The sequence below is a fragment of the Flavobacterium kingsejongi genome, from assembly GCF_003076475.1.
In the GTDB taxonomy this organism is placed as follows: Bacteria; Bacteroidota; Bacteroidia; order Flavobacteriales; family Flavobacteriaceae; genus Flavobacterium; species Flavobacterium kingsejongi.
Genome location: NZ_CP020919.1, coordinates 366505 through 385790, shown reverse-complemented (window position 1 = coordinate 385790; position 19286 = coordinate 366505). Strand labels below are relative to the sequence as shown.

Genomic DNA, 19286 nt, shown 5'->3' with positions numbered 1-19286 from the left:
AAAATAGAACAAAATGAATAAGCAAAGCAAAAGAAGAGAAGCTTTATTGTATCATGCCAAACCTACGCCTGGTAAAATTCAAGTAGTACCAACTAAAAAATATGCGACGCAACGGGATTTATCTCTCGCTTATTCGCCCGGTGTGGCCGAGCCTTGCCTGGAGATTGCAAAAGATATTAATAATGTATACAAATATACTGCTAAGGGAAACTTAGTTGCCGTAATTACCAACGGGACTGCGGTTTTAGGCCTTGGTGATATTGGCCCGGAAGCTTCAAAGCCAGTAATGGAAGGGAAGGGGCTTTTGTTTAAAATATTTGCTGATATCGATGTTTTTGACATTGAAGTAGACGCAAAGGATATTGATAAATTCGTAGAAACGGTAAAAGCGATCGCACCTACTTTTGGTGGGATCAACCTGGAAGATATTAAAGCACCGGAATCTTTCGAAATTGAAAGACGATTGGTGGAAGAATTGAATATTCCGGTAATGCATGATGACCAGCATGGTACGGCGATCATTTCGTCAGCCGCTTTGCTGAATGCTTTGGAACTGGCCGATAAAAAAATTGAAGAGGTACGCATAGTAGTATCAGGAGCCGGTTCGGCAGCTTTGGCCTGTGCTAACCTGTATGTTTTGCTTGGGGTACAAGTCGAAAACATCATCATGTTTGACAAAGATGGTATCCTTAGCCTTTCCCGAACAGACCTGTCGCCACTACAACTAAAATATGCCAAAGACTGTGATGGCGAAACACTGAGTAGCACACTGGTGAATGCCGATGTGTTTTTAGGGCTTTCTGCACCGAATGTACTGAGCCCGGAAATGCTGTTGACAATGGCCGATAACCCTATCGTTTTTGCCATGGCCAACCCCGTTCCTGAAATCGATTATGATGTGGCAATGGCTACACGTAAAGATATCATTATGGCGACTGGTAGATCCGATCATCCAAACCAGGTAAATAATGTACTGGGCTTCCCGTATATTTTTAGAGGTGCCCTGGATGTGCGTGCTACCAAGATCAATGAGGCGATGAAAATGGCCGCAGTAAAAGCGCTGGCGTCGCTGGCGAAAGAATCAGTGCCGGAACAGGTGAACATCGCTTATGGCGAAACCAAACTTATTTTCGGTCGTGAATACATCATTCCAAAACCTTTTGATCCCCGACTGATTGCTATTGTAGCACCGGCAGTGGCTAAAGCAGCAATGGATTCCGGTGTGGCTTTACAGCCGATTTCGGACTGGCATAAATATGAAGAGGAATTACTCGAGCGATTGGGTAATGATAATAAAATGGTGCGCCTGTTGACCAACAGGGCGAAAACTGACCCAAAACGGATTGTATTTGCAGAAGCGGACCATCTGGACGTATTGAAAGCAGCACAGATCGTGATGGAAGAACGAATCGGCTTTCCAATTCTTTTAGGTAACAGGGAAGTGATCCTGGAACTCATGGAAGAATTAGGATTTGATGCCGAAGTGCCGATTATTGACCCTAAAACAAAAGAAGAAGACGAAAGAAGGCTGCGGTATGCCGATACGTACTGGGAATCCAGGAAACGTAACGGAATATCCCTGCTGGATGCCCAAAAATGGATGCGGGAGCGGAATTATTTTGCTGCGATGATGGTAAACGAAGGAGAAGCCGATGCTTTGGTAACCGGGTATTCCCGTAGTTATCCTTCAGTAGTAAAACCAATGATGCAGCTGATCGGGAAAGCATCCGGAATTTCCAGGATTGCAACGACCAATATGATGATGACGCAAAGAGGGCCTATGTTCTTGTCCGATACGGCAATCAACCCGAATCCTTCTGCAGATGACCTGGCAAAAATTGCCCTGATGACTGCTAAAACGGTGAAGATGTTTGGTATGGAGCCTGTGATCGCAATGGTGTCCTTCTCGAACTTTGGATCATCCAGTGACCCAAGTGCCAAAAAAGTAAGTGAAGCTGTTTCATACCTGCACAAATATTATCCGGACCTGGTTATTGATGGTGAGATCCAAACCGATTTTGCATTGAACCCGGACATGCTGAAATCGAAATTCCCATTTTCGAAACTGGCCGGTAAAAAAGTAAACACACTGATATTCCCGAATTTAGAATCGGCGAATATTACCTATAAAATGCTAAAAGAATTGAATAAGGTAGATTCTATCGGGCCAATTATGCTGGGTATGAATAAACCGGTTCATATTTTCCAACTGGGTGCCAGTGTGGAAGAAATGGTAAATATGGCTGCAGTAGCGGTTGTAGATGCCCAGGAAAAAGAGAAACGCAGTAAACAAGTCTCTTTAACGTAAATAAAAACTATTTTAACGAATAATTATGTAAATCATCGTTATACGTGTTTTCATTAAAACTTTTTGTTACTTTTGATGACCAGATAAAAACACGATGATTGCACACCTACAAGGAAGATTAATAGAAAAAACACCTACCGACGTCGTAATTGACTGCAATGGAGTAGGATATCAGATTAATATTTCATTACATACGTATTCGTTACTCCCCGATTCAGAAAGTATAAAATTGTATACGCATCTTCAAATTAAAGAAGATGCGCATACACTTTTTGGTTTTATGGAAAAATCCGAACGGGAGATCTTTAAGCTCTTGTTATCCGTTTCGGGTATTGGTGCCAATATTGCACGTACCATGCTTTCTTCTATTGCTCCCCAGCAAATTATACAGGCAATTGCAGTTGCCGATGTCGCTACTATCCAGTCCATTAAGGGAATTGGCAGCAAAATAGCACAACGTGTTATCCTCGATTTGAAGGATAAAGTGTTAAAAGTTTATGATTTGGATGAAGTTTCGTCATTCCACAACAATACTAACCGAGATGAAGCGTTATCTGCCTTGGAGGTTTTAGGGTTTAACAAAAAATTATCCGAAAAATTCGTAGAAAAATTTGTTAAAGAAAACCCGACTGCTACTGTAGAAACCATCATCAAACAAGCATTAAAAAATTTATAGTTTTTGAAAAAATATTACATGGATAGCCTTGAAAACTTAAAGAAATACAGCCTGTTCCTCCTGTTTCTATTGTTTAATCTTACTGCCCAGGCGCAGGTGGACGAAGAAGAAAAGGATTCAATTAAAACAGGGTATGATACCGGTAAGGTGGAAATTAAAAACCCGGCCAGTATCATTGAAGCTTATACTTATGATCCGGTGACCAACCGTTATATCTACACGAATACCGTTGATGGTTTTAACATCAACTACCCGATTATTTTAACACCTGCTGAATATGAAGAGCTGGTGATGCGGGAATCGATGCGGGACTATTACCGTAAAAAATCCGATGCTATCGACGGTAAGAAAGAAGGTACTGCCGATACAAAAAAGGACCTCTTGCCCCGGTATTATATCAATTCCGGATTTTTCGAAAGCATTTTTGGAAGTAATACTATTGATGTGAAGCCAACCGGATCGGTAGAGCTCGATCTTGGTGTCCGCTATACCAAACAGGATAACCCGGCATTATCACCCAGAAACAGGACCAATACCGCATTTGACTTTGACCAGAGGATCAGTATGAGCCTTATGGGTAAAGTAGGTACCCGCCTGAAAGTGAATGCCAATTATGATACCGAATCTACATTTGCCTTCCAGAACCTGATTAAGATGGAATATGCGCCTACTGAGGATAACATACTGCAAAAGATAGAGGTAGGTAACGTAAGCCTTCCCTTAAACAGCGCCCTGATCCGTGGAGCGCAAAGTTTGTTTGGGGTAAAAGCACAATTCCAGTTTGGTAAAACGACCATTACGGGTGTTTTCTCTGAACAGAAATCACAAACGAAGACCGTAACGGCACAAGGTGGTGGCGCAATCCAGGAGTTTGAGCTTTTTGCGTTGGAATACGATGCTGACAGGCACTACTTCTTATCCCAGTACTTCCGGGATAAATATGATGCTTCATTAAAGAATTATCCACTGATCGACAGCAGGGTACAAATCACGCGTATGGAAGTTTGGGTAACCAACCGCCAGAACCGGGTGAGCACTACCGATAACAGTTTAAGAAATATTGTGGCGATCCAGGATTTAGGGGAATCGCCTTTATCCAGTGCTACAGACAACAGGCAAGTAGTGGGGTATGCTTCACTGAATGCCGGAGGTGGGTTTTTTACCCCAGGTGTTCAGGCCGATACGCCGACAAAAAATAGCAATAACAAATATGACCCGGCATTAATCACAACAGGGAATGGTATCCTGAGTTCAGCCGTACGTCAAATTGCAACAGCAGGTGCCGGTTTTACCAATGGGGTTACCGCCAGTGAAGGGATCGATTATGCCAAGCTTGAAAACGCCCGAAAACTGTCACCGAATGAATATACCTACCATCCACAGTTAGGGTACCTTTCGTTAACCCAAAGGTTGTCGAATGATGAAGTACTGGCAGTAGCCTATCAGTATACTATTGGTGGTGATGTCTACCAGGTTGGGGAATTTGGTACTGACGGTATCGATGCTACACAAGTGACTCCAGGAACAGACATTCCACTGACGCAGAGTTTGATCCTGAAAATGCTAAAAAGTAACCTGACCAGTGTAAGACAGGCCGGAGCCAATAATATGTTTGTGCAGCCGACCTGGAATTTGATGATGAAAAATATCTACCAGATTCCAAACGCTTACCAGTTGGAACGGGAAGATTTTAAATTCAATATCCTTTACACCGATCCTTCACCGTTGAATTATATTACCCCGGTAGCAGGAAGTATCGTAACGCCTCCGGTTTCGCCAAATATCGAAACCCGTTACAATACGCCACTGTTGAAAGTATTTAATGTAGACCGTTTGAATTATACCAATGACCCTCAGTATAACGGGGATGGTTTCTTCGATTTTGTGCCGGGCCTGACGGTTGACGTACAAAACGGGCGGATTATATTTACGACTGTAGAACCATTTGGAGAGCATTTGTTTGATAAATTATCCGATCCTTCGACAGCCACTTCAGAGGATTATGAGAATACGGTGTCTTATAATGCCAACCAGGCAAAATATGTATACAAGAAATTATACCGCGATACGCAGACTGCTGCTTTGCAGGATAGTGATAAAAACAAGTTCCAGTTAAAAGGAAAGTATAAATCTTCCGGAGGCGATGGAATCTCGATTGGTGCTTTTAATGTGCCACAGGGATCTGTTGTGGTGACGACAGGCGGAAGGGTATTGATTGAAGGAGTAGACTATACTGTAAATTACCAATTGGGTAAAGTGCAGATTTTGGATCCGTCATTGCAAAATTCCAACACGCCTATTGAAGTATCCCTGGAAAATAATTCTACTTTTGGTCAGCAGACACGTAGATTTGCCGGATTCAATATTGAGCATAAATTTTCGGATAAGTTCCTTATTGGGGCGACTTTCCTGAAAATGACTGAAAAACCATTTACCCAAAAATCAAACTACGGGCAGGAATCGGTTAACAATACGATTTACGGGTTCAATATGAACTATTCTACCGAAGTTCCTTTTTTAACCAGACTGGTAAATAAACTGCCGAACATTGATACTGATGTGCCATCGAATTTCTCCATCCGTGGGGAAGTAGCCTACCTGAAACCGAATACGCCAAAAGCGGATAAATTTGAAGGGGAAGCGACAGTATATGTAGATGACTTTGAAGGATCACAGACGACTATTGACATGCGTTCCCCGAATGCCTGGAGCCTTGCCAGTACACCGATTGGTTTTGGTGTAGCGGAAGGAAATTACGGTATCGAAGATGGATTCCGTCGTGGAAAGTTATCCTGGTATACGATTGATCCTACCTTTTATGCAGGGCAAAGGCCAAGTGGTATCTCTGATTCTGATATCTCCCAAAACCGTACCCGAAGAATTTACAGCCAGGAATTATTTCCAAATGTTGATATCGCTCAGGGACAGACTACGGTAATCCCAACGTTAGACCTTACCTATTATCCTGCGGAGCGAGGCCCTTATAATTACAATACGGCCTATGCTGCGAATCCACAGAATAACTGGGCAGGTATTATGCGGGCGGTCAATTCGACCAACTTTGAACAGGCGAATGTGGAATACATCCAGTTTTGGATGATGGACCCATTTTACTCCACCGATTTAACAGCGGACAATCCTACAGATAGTGGGACCCTGACCTTTAACCTTGGTAAGATTTCGGAAGATATATTGAAAGACGGACAAAAGATGTATGAAAATGGATTGCCGGAAGCGGGATCCAACCAGGCTACCATTCCTACAATTTGGGGTAAAGTGCCGGCATCTCAATCCCTGATTTATGCTTTTGATACCAATGAAGGAAACCGTGTGGCGCAGGATGTTGGTTTTGACGGACTGAATGATGCCGAAGAATCGGCTAAGTTTCCCGCTTTTGCCGGGGATGACCCTTCACAGGATAATTATGAATTTTACCTGAGTGCACAGGGTAATATTATTGATCGATATAAAAGATACAATGGGGTAGAAGGCAACTCGCCGGTAAACCTGAATAACAATACGCGGGGATCGACTACCTTACCGGATACAGAAGATATCAACCGCGATAATACCATGAATACTATTGATGCGTATTATAAATTCAATATTGCGATCCGTCCTAACTTAACCGTAGCCGATCGTTATGTAACTGATATCCGTGAAACCGTAGCGAGCCTTCCGTCAGGAGGAACAACTGCTACCCGATGGATCCAGTTTAAAATTCCAATCCAGGAAGTAACCCCGGCAGATGCCCAGGGTGAAATTTCCGATTTCCGTTCCATCAGCTTTATGAGGATGTTCCTAACCGGATTCAGTGATCGTATTACGTTGCGTTTTGGGGCTTTGGACTTGGTACGTGGCGAATGGAGACGTTATGTAAACAGCCTTGACCCGAATGAAACGGATCCGGTTGACGCACTGGACAATACAGGATTTGATGTATTGGCTGTGAATATCCAGGAAAACGGAGAATCAAGATTGCCAATTAAATATGTGGTGCCGCCAGGAGTAGCCCGCGAGCAATTGTACAATAACAATACTTTGATCAACCAGAATGAGCAGTCACTTGCTTTGAGAGTATACAGTAAAGACGGCAATACATCATCGACTACAGATGGTTTGGAGCCGGGAGATTCCAGGGCTGTTTTCAAAAGTGTGAACGTGGACATGCGTCAGTATAAGAAATTAAAAATGTTCCTGCATGCGGAAGCTTTGACAGAAGATGTAGCAGCCGGAAATGGCCTGCGTTCTGATCAAATGGTGGCATTCCTGCGTTTTGGTAATGACTATACACAGAATTTCTACCAGATTGAGGTACCGTTGAAAGTAACGGCAGAAGGTGCGACAGTAGATACGGATATATGGCCGGAAGATAATAATATGGATGTGCAGCTTTCTTTATTGACCAAGCTGAAAATTTTAGCAATGTCAATATTGCCTGCTTCCATCCCAACACAGGATAATGGAATTTATTACCTGTATGATAATGACCTGGATCCTTCGTTACCCCGAAAAATGAGGATTGGTATCAAAGGAAACCCAAATTTCGGTTATGTACGGAATATCATGGTCGGGTTAAAAAACAATACTTTAATCGAGACTCCGGTGAGTGCAGTTCGTGGAGAGGTATGGTTCAATGAGCTTCGCCTTGCCGATATGGACAACAAAGGCGGTATGGCAGCAGTAGCCAGTATGGATACTAATTTAGCTGATTTCGCCACTATTTCCGCAACCGGAAATATGAGTACGATTGGATTTGGTAGCCTGGAACAGACGCCAAATGAACGAAGTCGGGAAGATACCCAGCAATATAGTATTGTGAGTAACGTAAACCTTGGGAAATTACTGCCTAAGAAATGGGGAGTAAATTTACCCTTCAATTATGCGGTAGGGGAGCAAACGATTACACCGGAATATGACCCGTTCAACCAGGATATAAGGCTGAAAGACCTGATTGATATTACAGCAGACCAGGCAGAAAAAGACAACCTGAAAAACCGTGCTATCGATTATACCAAAACGAAAAGCATCAACTTTATTGGGGTTCGTAAAGAGCGTGGGCCGGAACAAAAACAACGGGTTTATGATCCGGAGAATTTTACCTTCTCTTATTCATTTAATGAAACGGAACACCATGATTATGAAGTGCAAAACCTTCTGGATCAACAGGTGCGGACGTCAGTGGACTATAATTATAATTTCCAGTCCAAGCCAGTAGAGCCTTTCAAGAAAACAGCTTTCATGAAGAAAAGCAGCTATTGGAAATTGTTGAGTGATTTCAACTTTAATTATTTGCCAACGAACTTTTCGTTTAGTACCAACATTATCCGACAGTATAATAAACAGCAGTTCCGCCAGGTGGAAGTGCAGGGTATCCAGATTGACCCGTTGTACCGAAGAAATTATTTCTTTAATTATCAATATAGTTTCAATTACAACCTGACCAAAGCACTAAAAATTAACTATACCGCATCGACAAGTAATATCGTTCGCAATTACCTGGATGAGAATAATATTCCAATTGATGATTTTAGTATTTGGGATGACTATTGGAATATTGGAGATCCGAATCAGCACATTCAGCAGATTATCGTGAATTATGAATTGCCGATCAATAAAATTCCGGTTTTCAGTTTTGTGAAATCAACCTATTCCTATACGGCAGATTATAACTGGCAGCGTTCTTCAGATGCATTATCTACTATAGAACTGGAAGATGGTACTACTTACAGGTTAGGGAATACGATTCAGAATGGGAATATTCACCGATTGAATACAACGTTGAATATGGATAGTTTTTATAAGTACATCGGATTGACGAAAAAACCTAAAAAAGCGATCACAAGAGCCGCTGCACCACCGAAACCAGGACAAAAAATCACCGGAGCTGCACCAGTGGCGAATGAAGGTAATGTATTCATGGACGGACTGATCGGGGTAGTGACGAGTGTGAAAAACATACAGGTGAACTATAGCGAAACAAACGGAACGGCATTGCCAGGTTTCCTGCCACGTGTCGGATTCCTTGGAACGACTAAGCCTTCTTTAGGGTTCATTTTGGGAAGCCAGGATGATGTGCGTTATGAAGCTGCTAAAAACGGATGGCTGACCAATTACCAGGAATTCAACCAGAATTATACACAGGTGACGAATAAATTGCTGAACATTACAGCAGCAGTAGATCTATTCCCGGATTTTAAAATTGACCTGAATGCCGATCGTACGTTCTCTAAAAATTATTCAGAGCAATATGATGTAATGGATGGGGTGTATAATTCAAGATCACCGTATACCTATGGTAACTTTTCGATCTCTACAGTATTGATCAAAACATCATTCTCTAAGAGTGACGAGGTTTCATCGGCCGCTTTTGATGATTTCAGGACAAACCGCCTTATCATTGCGAACCGTTTGGCGACAGAACGTTACGGCACGAGCAACTTCCCGGTTTATGCTCCGGGAGACCAGCCGGGAGACCAGAATGTGGGGTATCCAGTAGGATTTGGAAAGAACAGCCAGGCGGTATTATTGCCTTCTTTCCTGGCCGCCTATACAGGTTCTGATGCTTCTGGAATTTCAACGGATGCGATGCGTAGTTTTCCAATTCCGAACTGGAGTGTGAAGTATACCGGATTGATGCGTTATAAGTTTTTCAAAGATAAATTCAAGCGTTTTTCACTACAGCACAATTACCGTGCTTCTTATACCATCAACTCGTATCGATCGAATTTCGAGTACGATCAGAATCCGGGAGGTAGGGATAATGCAGGGAATGGTAACTTCTTCAATAAGATGATTATTTCCAATATCAACCTTGTGGAGCAGTTTAACCCGTTGATCCGAATCGATTTTGAAATGAAAAATGCCTTCAAATTCCTGGCGGAGATGAAGAAGGACCGTGCCTTATCGATGAGTTTTGACAACAACCTGCTGACCGAGGTAAAAGGATATGAATATGTATTGGGATTAGGATACCGTATCAAAGATGTGACCATGAGTTCCCGTCTTGCCGATAATCCAATGAATACCATTAAGAGTGATATTAATATAAAAGCAGATTTCTCTTATCGTAATAACCAGACCATAGTGCGTTACCTGGATTATGACAATAATCAGTTAGCAGGAGGACAGAATATCTGGTCGATAAAATTCACGGCCGATTATTCTTTCAGTAAAAACCTGACGGCTATTTTCTATTATGATCATTCGTTCTCGAAAGCGGTAATATCAACCTCTTTCCCAATAACGAATATACGCTCCGGGTTTACGCTGCGATATAATTTCGGAAATTAATCAAAAACATTTTATAGTTCTCGAAAGATGCTATACATTTGCCAAAAACTAAAAAACAATGAACATACCAGCAAATTTAAAATATACTAAAGACCACGAATGGGTTAGTATTGATGGCGATATCGCAACTGTAGGGATTACTGAATTTGCACAAAGCGAATTGGGAGATATCGTTTATGTTGAAGTGGAAACACTGGACCAGTCACTTGCTAAAGACGAGGTTTTTGGTACTGTTGAAGCTGTAAAAACAGTTTCCGATTTATTCCTGCCATTATCTGGAGAGGTTATCGCTTTTAACGATACGTTGGAGAGCACACCGGAAAAAGTAAATTCTGATCCTTATGGAGACGGATGGATGGTAAAGCTGAAAATTTCTGATGCTTCAGAGGTAGCTTCTTTATTATCTGATGAAGAGTATAAAAAACTGATTGGTGCATAAAAACATACTGCTTGGGGCGGCTATACTGTGGACTGTTGCAATAACAATTCTAAGCCTGGTTACCCTCAAAGTTTCTGATGGCGGTATTTCGAATGCTGATAAATATGTTCATTTTACATTTTATTTTGTATTTACAACTGCCTGGTTTTTGTTTTTAAGGAGTACTAGTCCTAAAGCCCGAATAGTAAAAAATATAATAGTTTGCTTCTTTTTGGCTGTAGCCTATGGGGCGCTAATGGAAGTGTTGCAGGGGCTGCTTACGGTAAACCGGTCGGCAGATATTATGGATGCTTTGGCAAATACTACAGGAAGTCTCGCGGCTTCTCTTATTTTGTACCGGATGTATCATAATAAGTAAACCGAGGGTTGGGATTTCGATCGCTGCCAGCAACATTTAAAAAATAAACAAAAAAAGATCCCGTTTCGATGGGTTTTTTTTATTTTTACGGTATGGATATCAGACATTATTTAGATTCGACCTATTTGAAAACTGCTGAACAAGCGGGAGTTAGTTATGAAAAGAACTTTGAAGTTGCCTTAGGTTTCGTTAAAGAAGCCATTGACGAGCAATTCAAATTGATCATGATCCGTCCCGATGTTGTGTCGGTGGCGAAGAAGATGGTTATGGCGGCAGAATCCATGGTACTGGTAGGTACGGTGATTGATTTTCCGGAAGGAAAGTCTACAGTGTCTGAAAAACTGGATGAAGCGGCTAAGGCTGTAACTGATGGTGCGGATGAATTGGATTTTGTGATTGATTACGAAGCTTTCAAAAGTGGTAACAGTGATAAGGTGAGAGAAGAAGTAATCCGTTGTACCGAATTTGGATTGTCCCATCATAAGGTCGTTAAGTGGATTATCGAGGTGGCAGCACTTCGGCCGGAACAAATTGTGCAGTTATCCGCATTAGTAAAAAATACGGTAATTGCTCATTTCAAAGAAACTAACTTCGCCGATATCTTCGTAAAATCCTCCACGGGTTTCTACAAGACCGCCGATGGCCTTCCTAACGGGGCTACTGTTCCTGCTATTATCCTGATGCTGGAAAATGCTTCTCCACTTCCTGTAAAAGCCGCGGGTGGCGTGCGTACCTATGAAGAAGCTATAGAAATGGTGCGGTTGGGCGTAAAACGAATCGGAACCTCTGCTGCAAAAGCCATTGCTCATCATAAAGAAGCTTCCGGCGAGTATTAAAAAATCAATTTCCCCCATTTTAATGAAGAATAGTGTCCTGTTTTTGCTGATCATTTTTGGCTTTCAATATAGTAATGCTCAAAATAATAAGGACCGTGAATTATTTCCGGTTTTTCCTGATTGCAAAAATTTGGATGGCACTGCAACCGAAGCTTGTTTTTATAATAGGATTCAGGATTTTGTATATACAAATTTCAAAGTCCCGGCCACCGTAGCCGAAAACGATTTTAAAGGTGTGGTAACGGCACTATTTGAAGTTGATACTGCCGGTGTTTTTAGGGTGTTGTATGTAGATGCCCTGTATCCCGAACTTATTGCAGAGACGAAAAGAGTCTTTGGACAACTGCCTAAAGTGGCACCGCCGACTTATAATGGCACTGCTACGTATGCAAAATATACTATAAAAATTGCAATTCCGCTGGTGGCTCCGGTTCCTTTTTCCAGGCAGCCTGCAGTGACGATTCAGGATAGCAATTTGCTGATTGACCGCAATAAGGAATTGACGGAATTTGATAGTATAATCAGTAGGAAATTTGAGAATCCACAACTCAAAAGCCAATTGAATATCCCATTTCCCCATAGTTATTATGCCACTTTTGACGCCGCAATGAATCAGGTAGGAGCCAATAACCACACCGGGTCAAAACCATACACCTATACTGAGGTAGGGAAATACTATGATTTGGAGAAAGCAAACCAGCAAATCATGAAAAATAAAACCGGCTGGTGGGGCAGGAAATTCTGGAATGAAAACCTCGTAGCCATCCAGGGTGAAGGGTACTGGCTGACCATTAATCCAATTTTTGATGTGAGGATCGGTAAAAGCAGCCCGAGTGATGTGAGTTATACCTATCAAAACACTCGCGGAATACAGGTTCAGGGCGCTATTGGAAAGGAATTGACTTTTACCACGACTATTTATGAAAGCCAGGGGCGGTTTGCCGATTATTACAACCGTTATGCCAATTCGATAAAACCCAGTGGTGGGAATCCGGCTATAATTCCCGGGATCGGTATTGCCAAGGAGTTTAAAACTGATGGTTATGATTTTCCTTCTGCCGATGCTAACCTGACCTATACACCCAGTAGGTTTTTTAATCTCCAGTTGGGCTATGGGCGGAATTTTATAGGGGACGGTTATCGTTCGCTGCTGGAAAGCGATGGGGCAAGTCCGTATCCTTATTTTAAAATCAACACGACCTTTTGGAAAGTAAAATATACGAACACTTATATGTGGCTGAAGGATGTTCGAAATGAGGTTACAACAGATCGTACCTATGCGACTAAGTTTTCTGCCAACCATTACCTGAGCTGGAATGTGACAAAAAGGCTGAATCTGGGCTTTTTTGAATCGGTGGTATGGTCGAATAGTAATGACAGGGGATTTGATGTGAATTTTGTGAATCCGATTATATTTTACAGAAGTGTGGAGTTCTCATCGTCTTCAAAATCCGGTAATGCATTGCTGGGGATGACGGGGAAATATAAGATCAATAATCAGATGAATGTATACGGCCAGTTCCTGTTGGATGAATTTTCGGTAGGTGATATTACCGGAGGGCAGCAGAGCTGGAAGAATAAATATGGCTATCAGCTTGGGGCAAAATATTATGATGCATTCCGGGTGAAAAATCTATTGTTGCAATTGGAATACAATCATGTGCGGCCTTATGTGTACCAGCACAGTAATATACTGACCAACTACGGGCATAACAACCAAAGCCTTGGGCATCAATGGGGCGGGAACTTTAAAGAATTGGTAGCGATTGCGCGTTATCATAAAGGGCGATGGTCGGCTGATGCTAAATTTACAGTAGGGAAGCGCGGGCTTGATTTTGATACCGCGACGGATAGCCTGAATTATGGCGGAAACCCGTATAAGAATTATAATGATAACAGGCCTTATGATACCGGAGTAAAAGTAGGGCAGGGGAATACCACCAATGTCTTTATCGCCGATTTGCAAACGGCTTACCTGATCAATCCGACTACAAATATCAAAGTGTTTGCGAGCCTGATCTACAGGAATTTTGATCCGTTGGCCAACAATCCGTTGAATTTCAAAGAAACGACGACCTGGTTTTCGTTGGGAATCCGTGCAGATATTTTTAATATGTACTATGATTTCTAAGGCATTGGATTCTTGTGGAGTGTTTTTGATGCCCCCGGATTGTTAAAAAAGCATTTAATTTTAAATCTTACCGTAATATCCGGGATTGGATTTGCCATATTGCATTGGAACAAGTATCTTTGCACAAGTTTTTAAAAACCTAATGAAAACAGCATTGAGCACTACAGAAAATACTATTTCATTTAAATCAATCTTTACTGATTTTAAAGAAATCACAAAGGCGCGGCTTGCCGTCAGTGTTGTGTTCTCATCTATAGCGGGCTATCTTTTGGGCTTTGATGCAAATCACCCCTTTGATTATAAGGTTTTGATTATGCTGGCTGTTGGTGGGTATTGTATGGTAGGTGCTTCAAATGCGTACAACCAGATTATTGAAAAAGACCTGGACGTCCTTATGGATCGTACGAAAAACCGGCCTGTTCCTGCAGGGCGTATGACTGTTACCACAGCATTTGTTATTGCAATTGTATTAACACTTATCGGATTGGGCATTTTATATAGCATCAATCCTAAAACGGCCATGTTTGGTGCCGTTTCTATTTTTTTATATACCAGTATTTATACGCCTTTGAAAACAGTAACGCCTTTGGCGGTATTTGTGGGTGCTATTCCGGGTGCCATTCCGTTTATGTTAGGATGGGTTGCGGCTACCGGTGATTTCGGTATTGAAGCGGGTACTTTGTTTATGGTACAGTTCTTTTGGCAATTCCCGCACTTTTGGGCTATTGGATGGTTCCTTTTTGAAGATTATGAAAAAGGCGGATTCTTTATGCTGCCAACTGGTAAGAGAGATAAATCGACAGCATTGCAGGTTATTTTATATACGATTTGGCTGGTAATTGCTTCTGTTTTTCCTGCTTTTGGGTATACAGGGCAGTTGTATATTACACCGATATCTGCAGTAATCGTATTTTTATTGGGAATGTGGATGTTGTTTTATGCTTTCAGGTTATATAAGCTTAGGGACGCAAAAGCTGCAAGGACGTTAATGCTGGTGAGTGTTTCCTATATCACCTTGTTGCAGATTGTATATGTGTTGGATAAATTTTTACGATAATTATGGAGATGACAATTAAAGAGCATAACGATAGAAAGAATAGCTCATTAAAAATGATTTTGTGGTTCGGTATTATGAGTATGTCAATGCTTTTTGCAGGCTTGACGAGTGCTTATGTTGTGAGTAAATCAAGGCCGGACTGGCTTAAAGACCTGGAAATGCCTTCTGCATTCCTGGCGAGTACTATTGTTATTATTATTAGTAGTGTTACTTTTATGTTGGCTAAAAAAGCCATCAAACAGGATAAGCGCAGTCTTACGACAACTTACCTGTTATTGACCCTGGGACTTGGGCTGTCGTTTGTGTACCTGCAACTTATGGGATTTAGCCAGCTAGTGGCAAATGGCTATAATCTTACCGGTACCACCAGTAATGTGAAGATTTCTTTCCTTTATATATTTGTAATTGTGCATTTTTTACACCTTTTTGGGGGATTGATTTCGCTTTTAGTTATAATTTATAATCATTTTAAACAAAAATACAACTCGCGTCAAACGCTTGGTATTGAGCTTGGTGCGATCTTTTGGCACTTTCTGGATATATTGTGGGTATATTTGTTTTTATTTTTATATTTTATTAAATAAGAAAAAAACGTAAATTTGAAAACTTTAAATTAATAACTTTTATGGGAGCGACAGTTACTACAATAAGTGCTGAAGGCAAAACTTGGGGCGGCGGAAACGAGCCGTTAGGAGCAAGCTATGGTAAAATGATGATGTGGTTTTTCATCGTAACAGATGCATTAACCTTCGCAGGATTTTTAGCTGCATACGGATTTACAAGATTTAAATTCATTGGAACCTGGCCTATTGCCGACGAGGTGTTTAATCACTTTCCGTTCATGCACGGAACAGATGCACCGATGTACTATGTGGCATTGATGACTTTTATTCTGATATTTTCGTCTGTAACAATGGTTTTGGCCGTTGATGCAGGTCATCATATGAAAAAGAATAAAGTAGTAATTTACATGTTTCTTACCATTATTGGTGGTTTGATATTCTTAGGGTCACAAGCCTGGGAGTGGAAAAACTTTATCAAAGGAGAATATGGTGCTATTGAAACTAAAGGTGGGGCTATCCTTCAATTCGTAGATACGAATGGCAAAAGAGTAGCATTAGCTGATTTCGCAGCTTCCATTCCTCATGAGCGTGTACAGGATACCCGTGATAAAGGACTTTGGTTTACCAGCGAAAGCGGTACTTTACCTTCGTATACCATTGCAGAAGTAGTGGAAGGATTCAAAGCACATCCAGACGTTTTGATCCGTACTGAGGTTTTGAATAAAGACAAGAAAAAAACAGTATTGAGCAGAGCTGAATCAATTGAGAAATTGAAAGATGCGAAATATGTGGTGGAAGGTGCAAACCTGATCCGAAATGAATATGGTAATAAAACGTTCGCTAACTTCTTTTTCTTCATTACTGGATTTCACGGATTCCACGTATTTACAGGAGTTATGATCAATATTATTATTTTCTTTAATGTTCTTGTAGGAACATATGAGAAAAGAAGGAGTTATGAGATGGTTGAAAAAGTAGGACTATACTGGCACTTTGTGGATTTAGTATGGGTATTCGTATTCACATTCTTCTATTTAGTTTAATTATTTGAAAAGTAATAATCATGGCACACGAGCACGTTTCTAATACAAAAAGAATTTGGTATGTTTTCGCAATTTTATCTGTGATCACTATCGTTGAAGTTTTCCTGGGGATTGTTAAACCTCCATTTTTACATAACACAGACTTTCTTCATCTCCACCTGTTGAACTGGATATTCATTATCCTGACAGTGGTTAAAGCATATTATATTATGTGGGCATTTATGCACTTAGAAGGAGAAAAAAGTAGTTTCAGATGGTCCGTTGTGGCCCCTTTGGTATTCTTAATTATCTATTTAGTGTTCATCTTACTAGTTGAAGGTAATTATATTTTTGGTGTGTATCATAATTCACAGTTTAAGTGGGTTTTTTAACTACATATTAAATCACAAAAAAAGACGGTATCTCACCGTCTTTTTTTATTTTTGCACTATATTTTTTACACCTTCAAATGAAAAAGTTTTTTGTCCTTTTTATATTGTTTGTACTTCCTATTGTCGCCTATCTTTTTTTTGCTTCCGGTGTCAATAACTTCGGTAAATTGCCGACTATCACCCCTAAAATTGCAGATGTTAACCAATGGGCTTCCCTGTCGGGTAATCCGGTAACCCTTGATAAGAAGATTACCATTTTGGGATTTTTAGGACAGGACCTCATACACAATAAAGGCAATTCTTTTAACCTCAATCAGAAGATCTATAAAAATTATTATGAGTTTAAGGATTTTCAATTTGTAATGGTAGCTCCTATAGGTACTGAAGCCCAGGCAAAGCAGTTACTGACGGAATTAGGTGCTTTTACCGATACTTCCAAATGGAATTTTGTATTTGCCAGCCCCGAAGAAATCCAGGCCTATTATAAGAGCCTGAATCTTAAAAAGGATGTGCTGGATTCCAAAACCGGTACTCCCAACGTTTATATTGTAGATAAAGACCGAAACCTAAGAGGCAGGAAAGAAGCTACAAACTATCTTGAAGGCTACAATAGCTTTTATCCTTCCGAATTAAACAATGTTATGATGGATGATGTGAAAATCATTCTGGCGGAATACCGATTGGCATTGAAAAAAAATAATGCAGACAGACAGATTTAAATAATGTATTATGAAGAATAAATCATACATCGGAATTTCATTTATCATATTGATTTTTGGAATTTATGCCATCCCTAAAATTATAAGCAGGCTCCAGAATCATGAAGTGGTTCAGGGCGATCGGTTGAATAAAATTGGACCGGATGAAAAATCAGTCAATAAAGCCAGTGATTTATATACTGTAGGTCCAGTACCTCAGTTTATACTGACCAATCAGGACAACCAGCGTATATCCAATAAAGACTACCAGGGTAAAGTGTTTTTAGTAGAATTTTTCTTTTCGACCTGTCCGACCATTTGCCCGATTATGAACCAGAATATGAGGGTGATTGATGATTTGTTTTATAACAACCCACAATTTGGAATTGTGTCCATTACCATTAATCCTGAATTTGATACTCCGGAAGTTTTGAAAAAACATGCTCAGGATTTAGGAGTGAAATCCAAAGACTGGAATTTCCTGACGGGTGATCAGGAGTACATTCATGATTTATCCAACAAAGGATTTAATATTTATACCGGTCAGAATTCGAAAGTAGCAGGTGGATTCGAACACTCGGGACTGTTTGCTTTGGTTGATAAAAAAGGCAATATCCGATGCCGCAAAGACGAATTTGGCAATCCTATAGTGTATTATGATGGGATTGAAAAGAAAGGCCTTGCCATGATTAAAGAAGATATCAGAAAATTATTAGCAGAATAATATGGAAAATTCAGCAATTGAAAAAAAGTATAATGTTTGGATCGCAGTCTTATCGATTGCAATTCCGGTAGTAGTTGCCATTCTTTTCTTTGTAAAGTTAAAAGACTTTGGTTTTGATGTAAAACCATTGACCTTTCTGCCTCCAATATACGCAACGATAAACGGGATTACTGCAGTGGTGTTGCTGCTGGCATTTTGGGCAATTAAAAATAAAAAGGTGCAGTTGCATCAAAATCTGATGAAAACGGCTATCGCGCTATCTGTAGCTTTTCTCGGGATGTATGTTGCTTACCACATGACATCGGAATCAACCAAATATGGTGGAGAAGGAACGATGCGCTTAGTGTATTTTCTGATCCTGATTACCCATATCATTTTATCTATTATCATTATTCCATTGGTCCTGATCAGTTATGTGAGGGCTTTGGCACAACGTTTTGACAGGCACCGTAAAATAGCACGTATCACCTTTCCAATTTGGCTTTATGTTGCTATCACAGGTGTAATTGTGTATTTGATGATTTCACCGTATTACATACAATAAATAGAAATTTTAAAAGCATTTATCTATCATGAAGTATCTCTATATAGTAGCCCTGTATCTGATTTCAATGACTTCCAATGCCCAATGTGCCATGTGCCGTGCTGTATTGGAAACGGAAGAAGGCGGTGTGAAAGCAGAATCGGTTAATGACGGAATAGTATACCTGATGGCTTTTCCTTATATACTCGTAGGCTTGATTGGTTTTGTAATCTACAGGATAAGAAAGGCAAAAGTATAAACTGAAA

Annotated in this window: 15 protein-coding genes; all 15 read left to right on the top strand. The window is 40.7% G+C overall.

Annotation, left to right across the window (positions count from 1 at the left end):
* Nucleotides 1–13: 13 nt before the first annotated feature.
* The 15 genes from FK004_RS01740 to FK004_RS01670 all read left to right on the top strand — a co-directional run bounded on the left by FK004_RS01740 (nucleotide 14) and on the right by FK004_RS01670 (nucleotide 19279).
* Nucleotides 14–2308, top strand: coding sequence for an NADP-dependent malic enzyme (locus FK004_RS01740; protein WP_108735691.1), 2295 nt, complete (start codon nucleotides 14–16; stop codon nucleotides 2306–2308).
* 94 nt (nucleotides 2309–2402) lie between these two features.
* Entirely contained in the window at nucleotides 2403–2984 is a 582-nt protein-coding gene (gene ruvA / locus FK004_RS01735; RefSeq protein WP_108735690.1) for a Holliday junction branch migration protein RuvA, read from the top strand.
* Between the two features lie 18 nt (nucleotides 2985–3002).
* On the top strand, nucleotides 3003–10277 hold the full coding sequence (gene sov / locus FK004_RS01730; RefSeq protein ID WP_108735689.1) for a T9SS outer membrane translocon Sov/SprA: 7275 nt from the start codon (nucleotides 3003–3005) through the stop codon (nucleotides 10275–10277).
* Between the two features lie 58 nt (nucleotides 10278–10335).
* Nucleotides 10336–10716: a glycine cleavage system protein GcvH gene (gene gcvH, locus FK004_RS01725; RefSeq protein ID WP_108735688.1), complete on the top strand. Its 381-nt coding sequence runs from the start codon at nucleotides 10336–10338 to the stop codon at nucleotides 10714–10716.
* Nucleotides 10709–11074 carry a VanZ family protein gene (locus FK004_RS01720; protein WP_157955998.1) on the top strand — a complete coding sequence of 122 codons (366 nt, stop codon included), beginning with the start codon at nucleotides 10709–10711 and terminating at the stop codon, nucleotides 11072–11074. Before gcvH ends, FK004_RS01720 begins: the two co-directional genes overlap by 8 nt.
* A gap of 92 nt (nucleotides 11075–11166) precedes the next feature.
* Nucleotides 11167–11910: a deoxyribose-phosphate aldolase gene (gene deoC, locus FK004_RS01715; RefSeq protein WP_108738719.1), complete on the top strand. Its 744-nt coding sequence runs from the start codon at nucleotides 11167–11169 to the stop codon at nucleotides 11908–11910.
* A 22-nt stretch (nucleotides 11911–11932) separates the two neighbouring features.
* Complete coding sequence (locus tag FK004_RS01710) at nucleotides 11933–14041, top strand: gliding motility protein RemB (protein ID WP_108735687.1); 2109 nt, start codon at nucleotides 11933–11935, stop codon at nucleotides 14039–14041.
* 142 nt (nucleotides 14042–14183) lie between these two features.
* Nucleotides 14184–15098 (top strand): heme o synthase, encoded by a 915-nt coding sequence (cyoE, locus tag FK004_RS01705; protein ID WP_108735686.1) that lies wholly within the window; start codon nucleotides 14184–14186, stop codon nucleotides 15096–15098.
* Nucleotides 15099–15100: 2 nt separating this feature from the next.
* Nucleotides 15101–15682 carry a cytochrome c oxidase subunit 3 gene (locus FK004_RS01700; protein WP_108735685.1) on the top strand — a complete coding sequence of 194 codons (582 nt, stop codon included), beginning with the start codon at nucleotides 15101–15103 and terminating at the stop codon, nucleotides 15680–15682.
* Between the two features lie 41 nt (nucleotides 15683–15723).
* Nucleotides 15724–16704, top strand: a complete 981-nt coding sequence (locus FK004_RS01695) for a cytochrome c oxidase subunit 3 (protein ID WP_108735684.1) — start codon at nucleotides 15724–15726, stop codon at nucleotides 16702–16704.
* Nucleotides 16705–16724: 20 nt separating this feature from the next.
* Nucleotides 16725–17075, top strand: coding sequence for a cytochrome C oxidase subunit IV family protein (locus tag FK004_RS01690; RefSeq protein WP_108735683.1), 351 nt, complete (start codon nucleotides 16725–16727; stop codon nucleotides 17073–17075).
* A gap of 77 nt (nucleotides 17076–17152) precedes the next feature.
* Nucleotides 17153–17794, top strand: coding sequence for a hypothetical protein (locus FK004_RS01685; RefSeq protein WP_108735682.1), 642 nt, complete (start codon nucleotides 17153–17155; stop codon nucleotides 17792–17794).
* Between the two features lie 7 nt (nucleotides 17795–17801).
* Entirely contained in the window at nucleotides 17802–18497 is a 696-nt protein-coding gene (locus FK004_RS01680) for an SCO family protein (RefSeq protein WP_170108573.1), read from the top strand.
* A gap of 1 nt (nucleotide 18498) precedes the next feature.
* On the top strand, nucleotides 18499–19041 hold the full coding sequence (locus FK004_RS01675; RefSeq protein ID WP_108735680.1) for a DUF420 domain-containing protein: 543 nt from the start codon (nucleotides 18499–18501) through the stop codon (nucleotides 19039–19041).
* Between the two features lie 28 nt (nucleotides 19042–19069).
* On the top strand, nucleotides 19070–19279 hold the full coding sequence (locus FK004_RS01670; protein WP_193844349.1) for a hypothetical protein: 210 nt from the start codon (nucleotides 19070–19072) through the stop codon (nucleotides 19277–19279).
* Nucleotides 19280–19286: the final 7 nt, after the last annotated feature.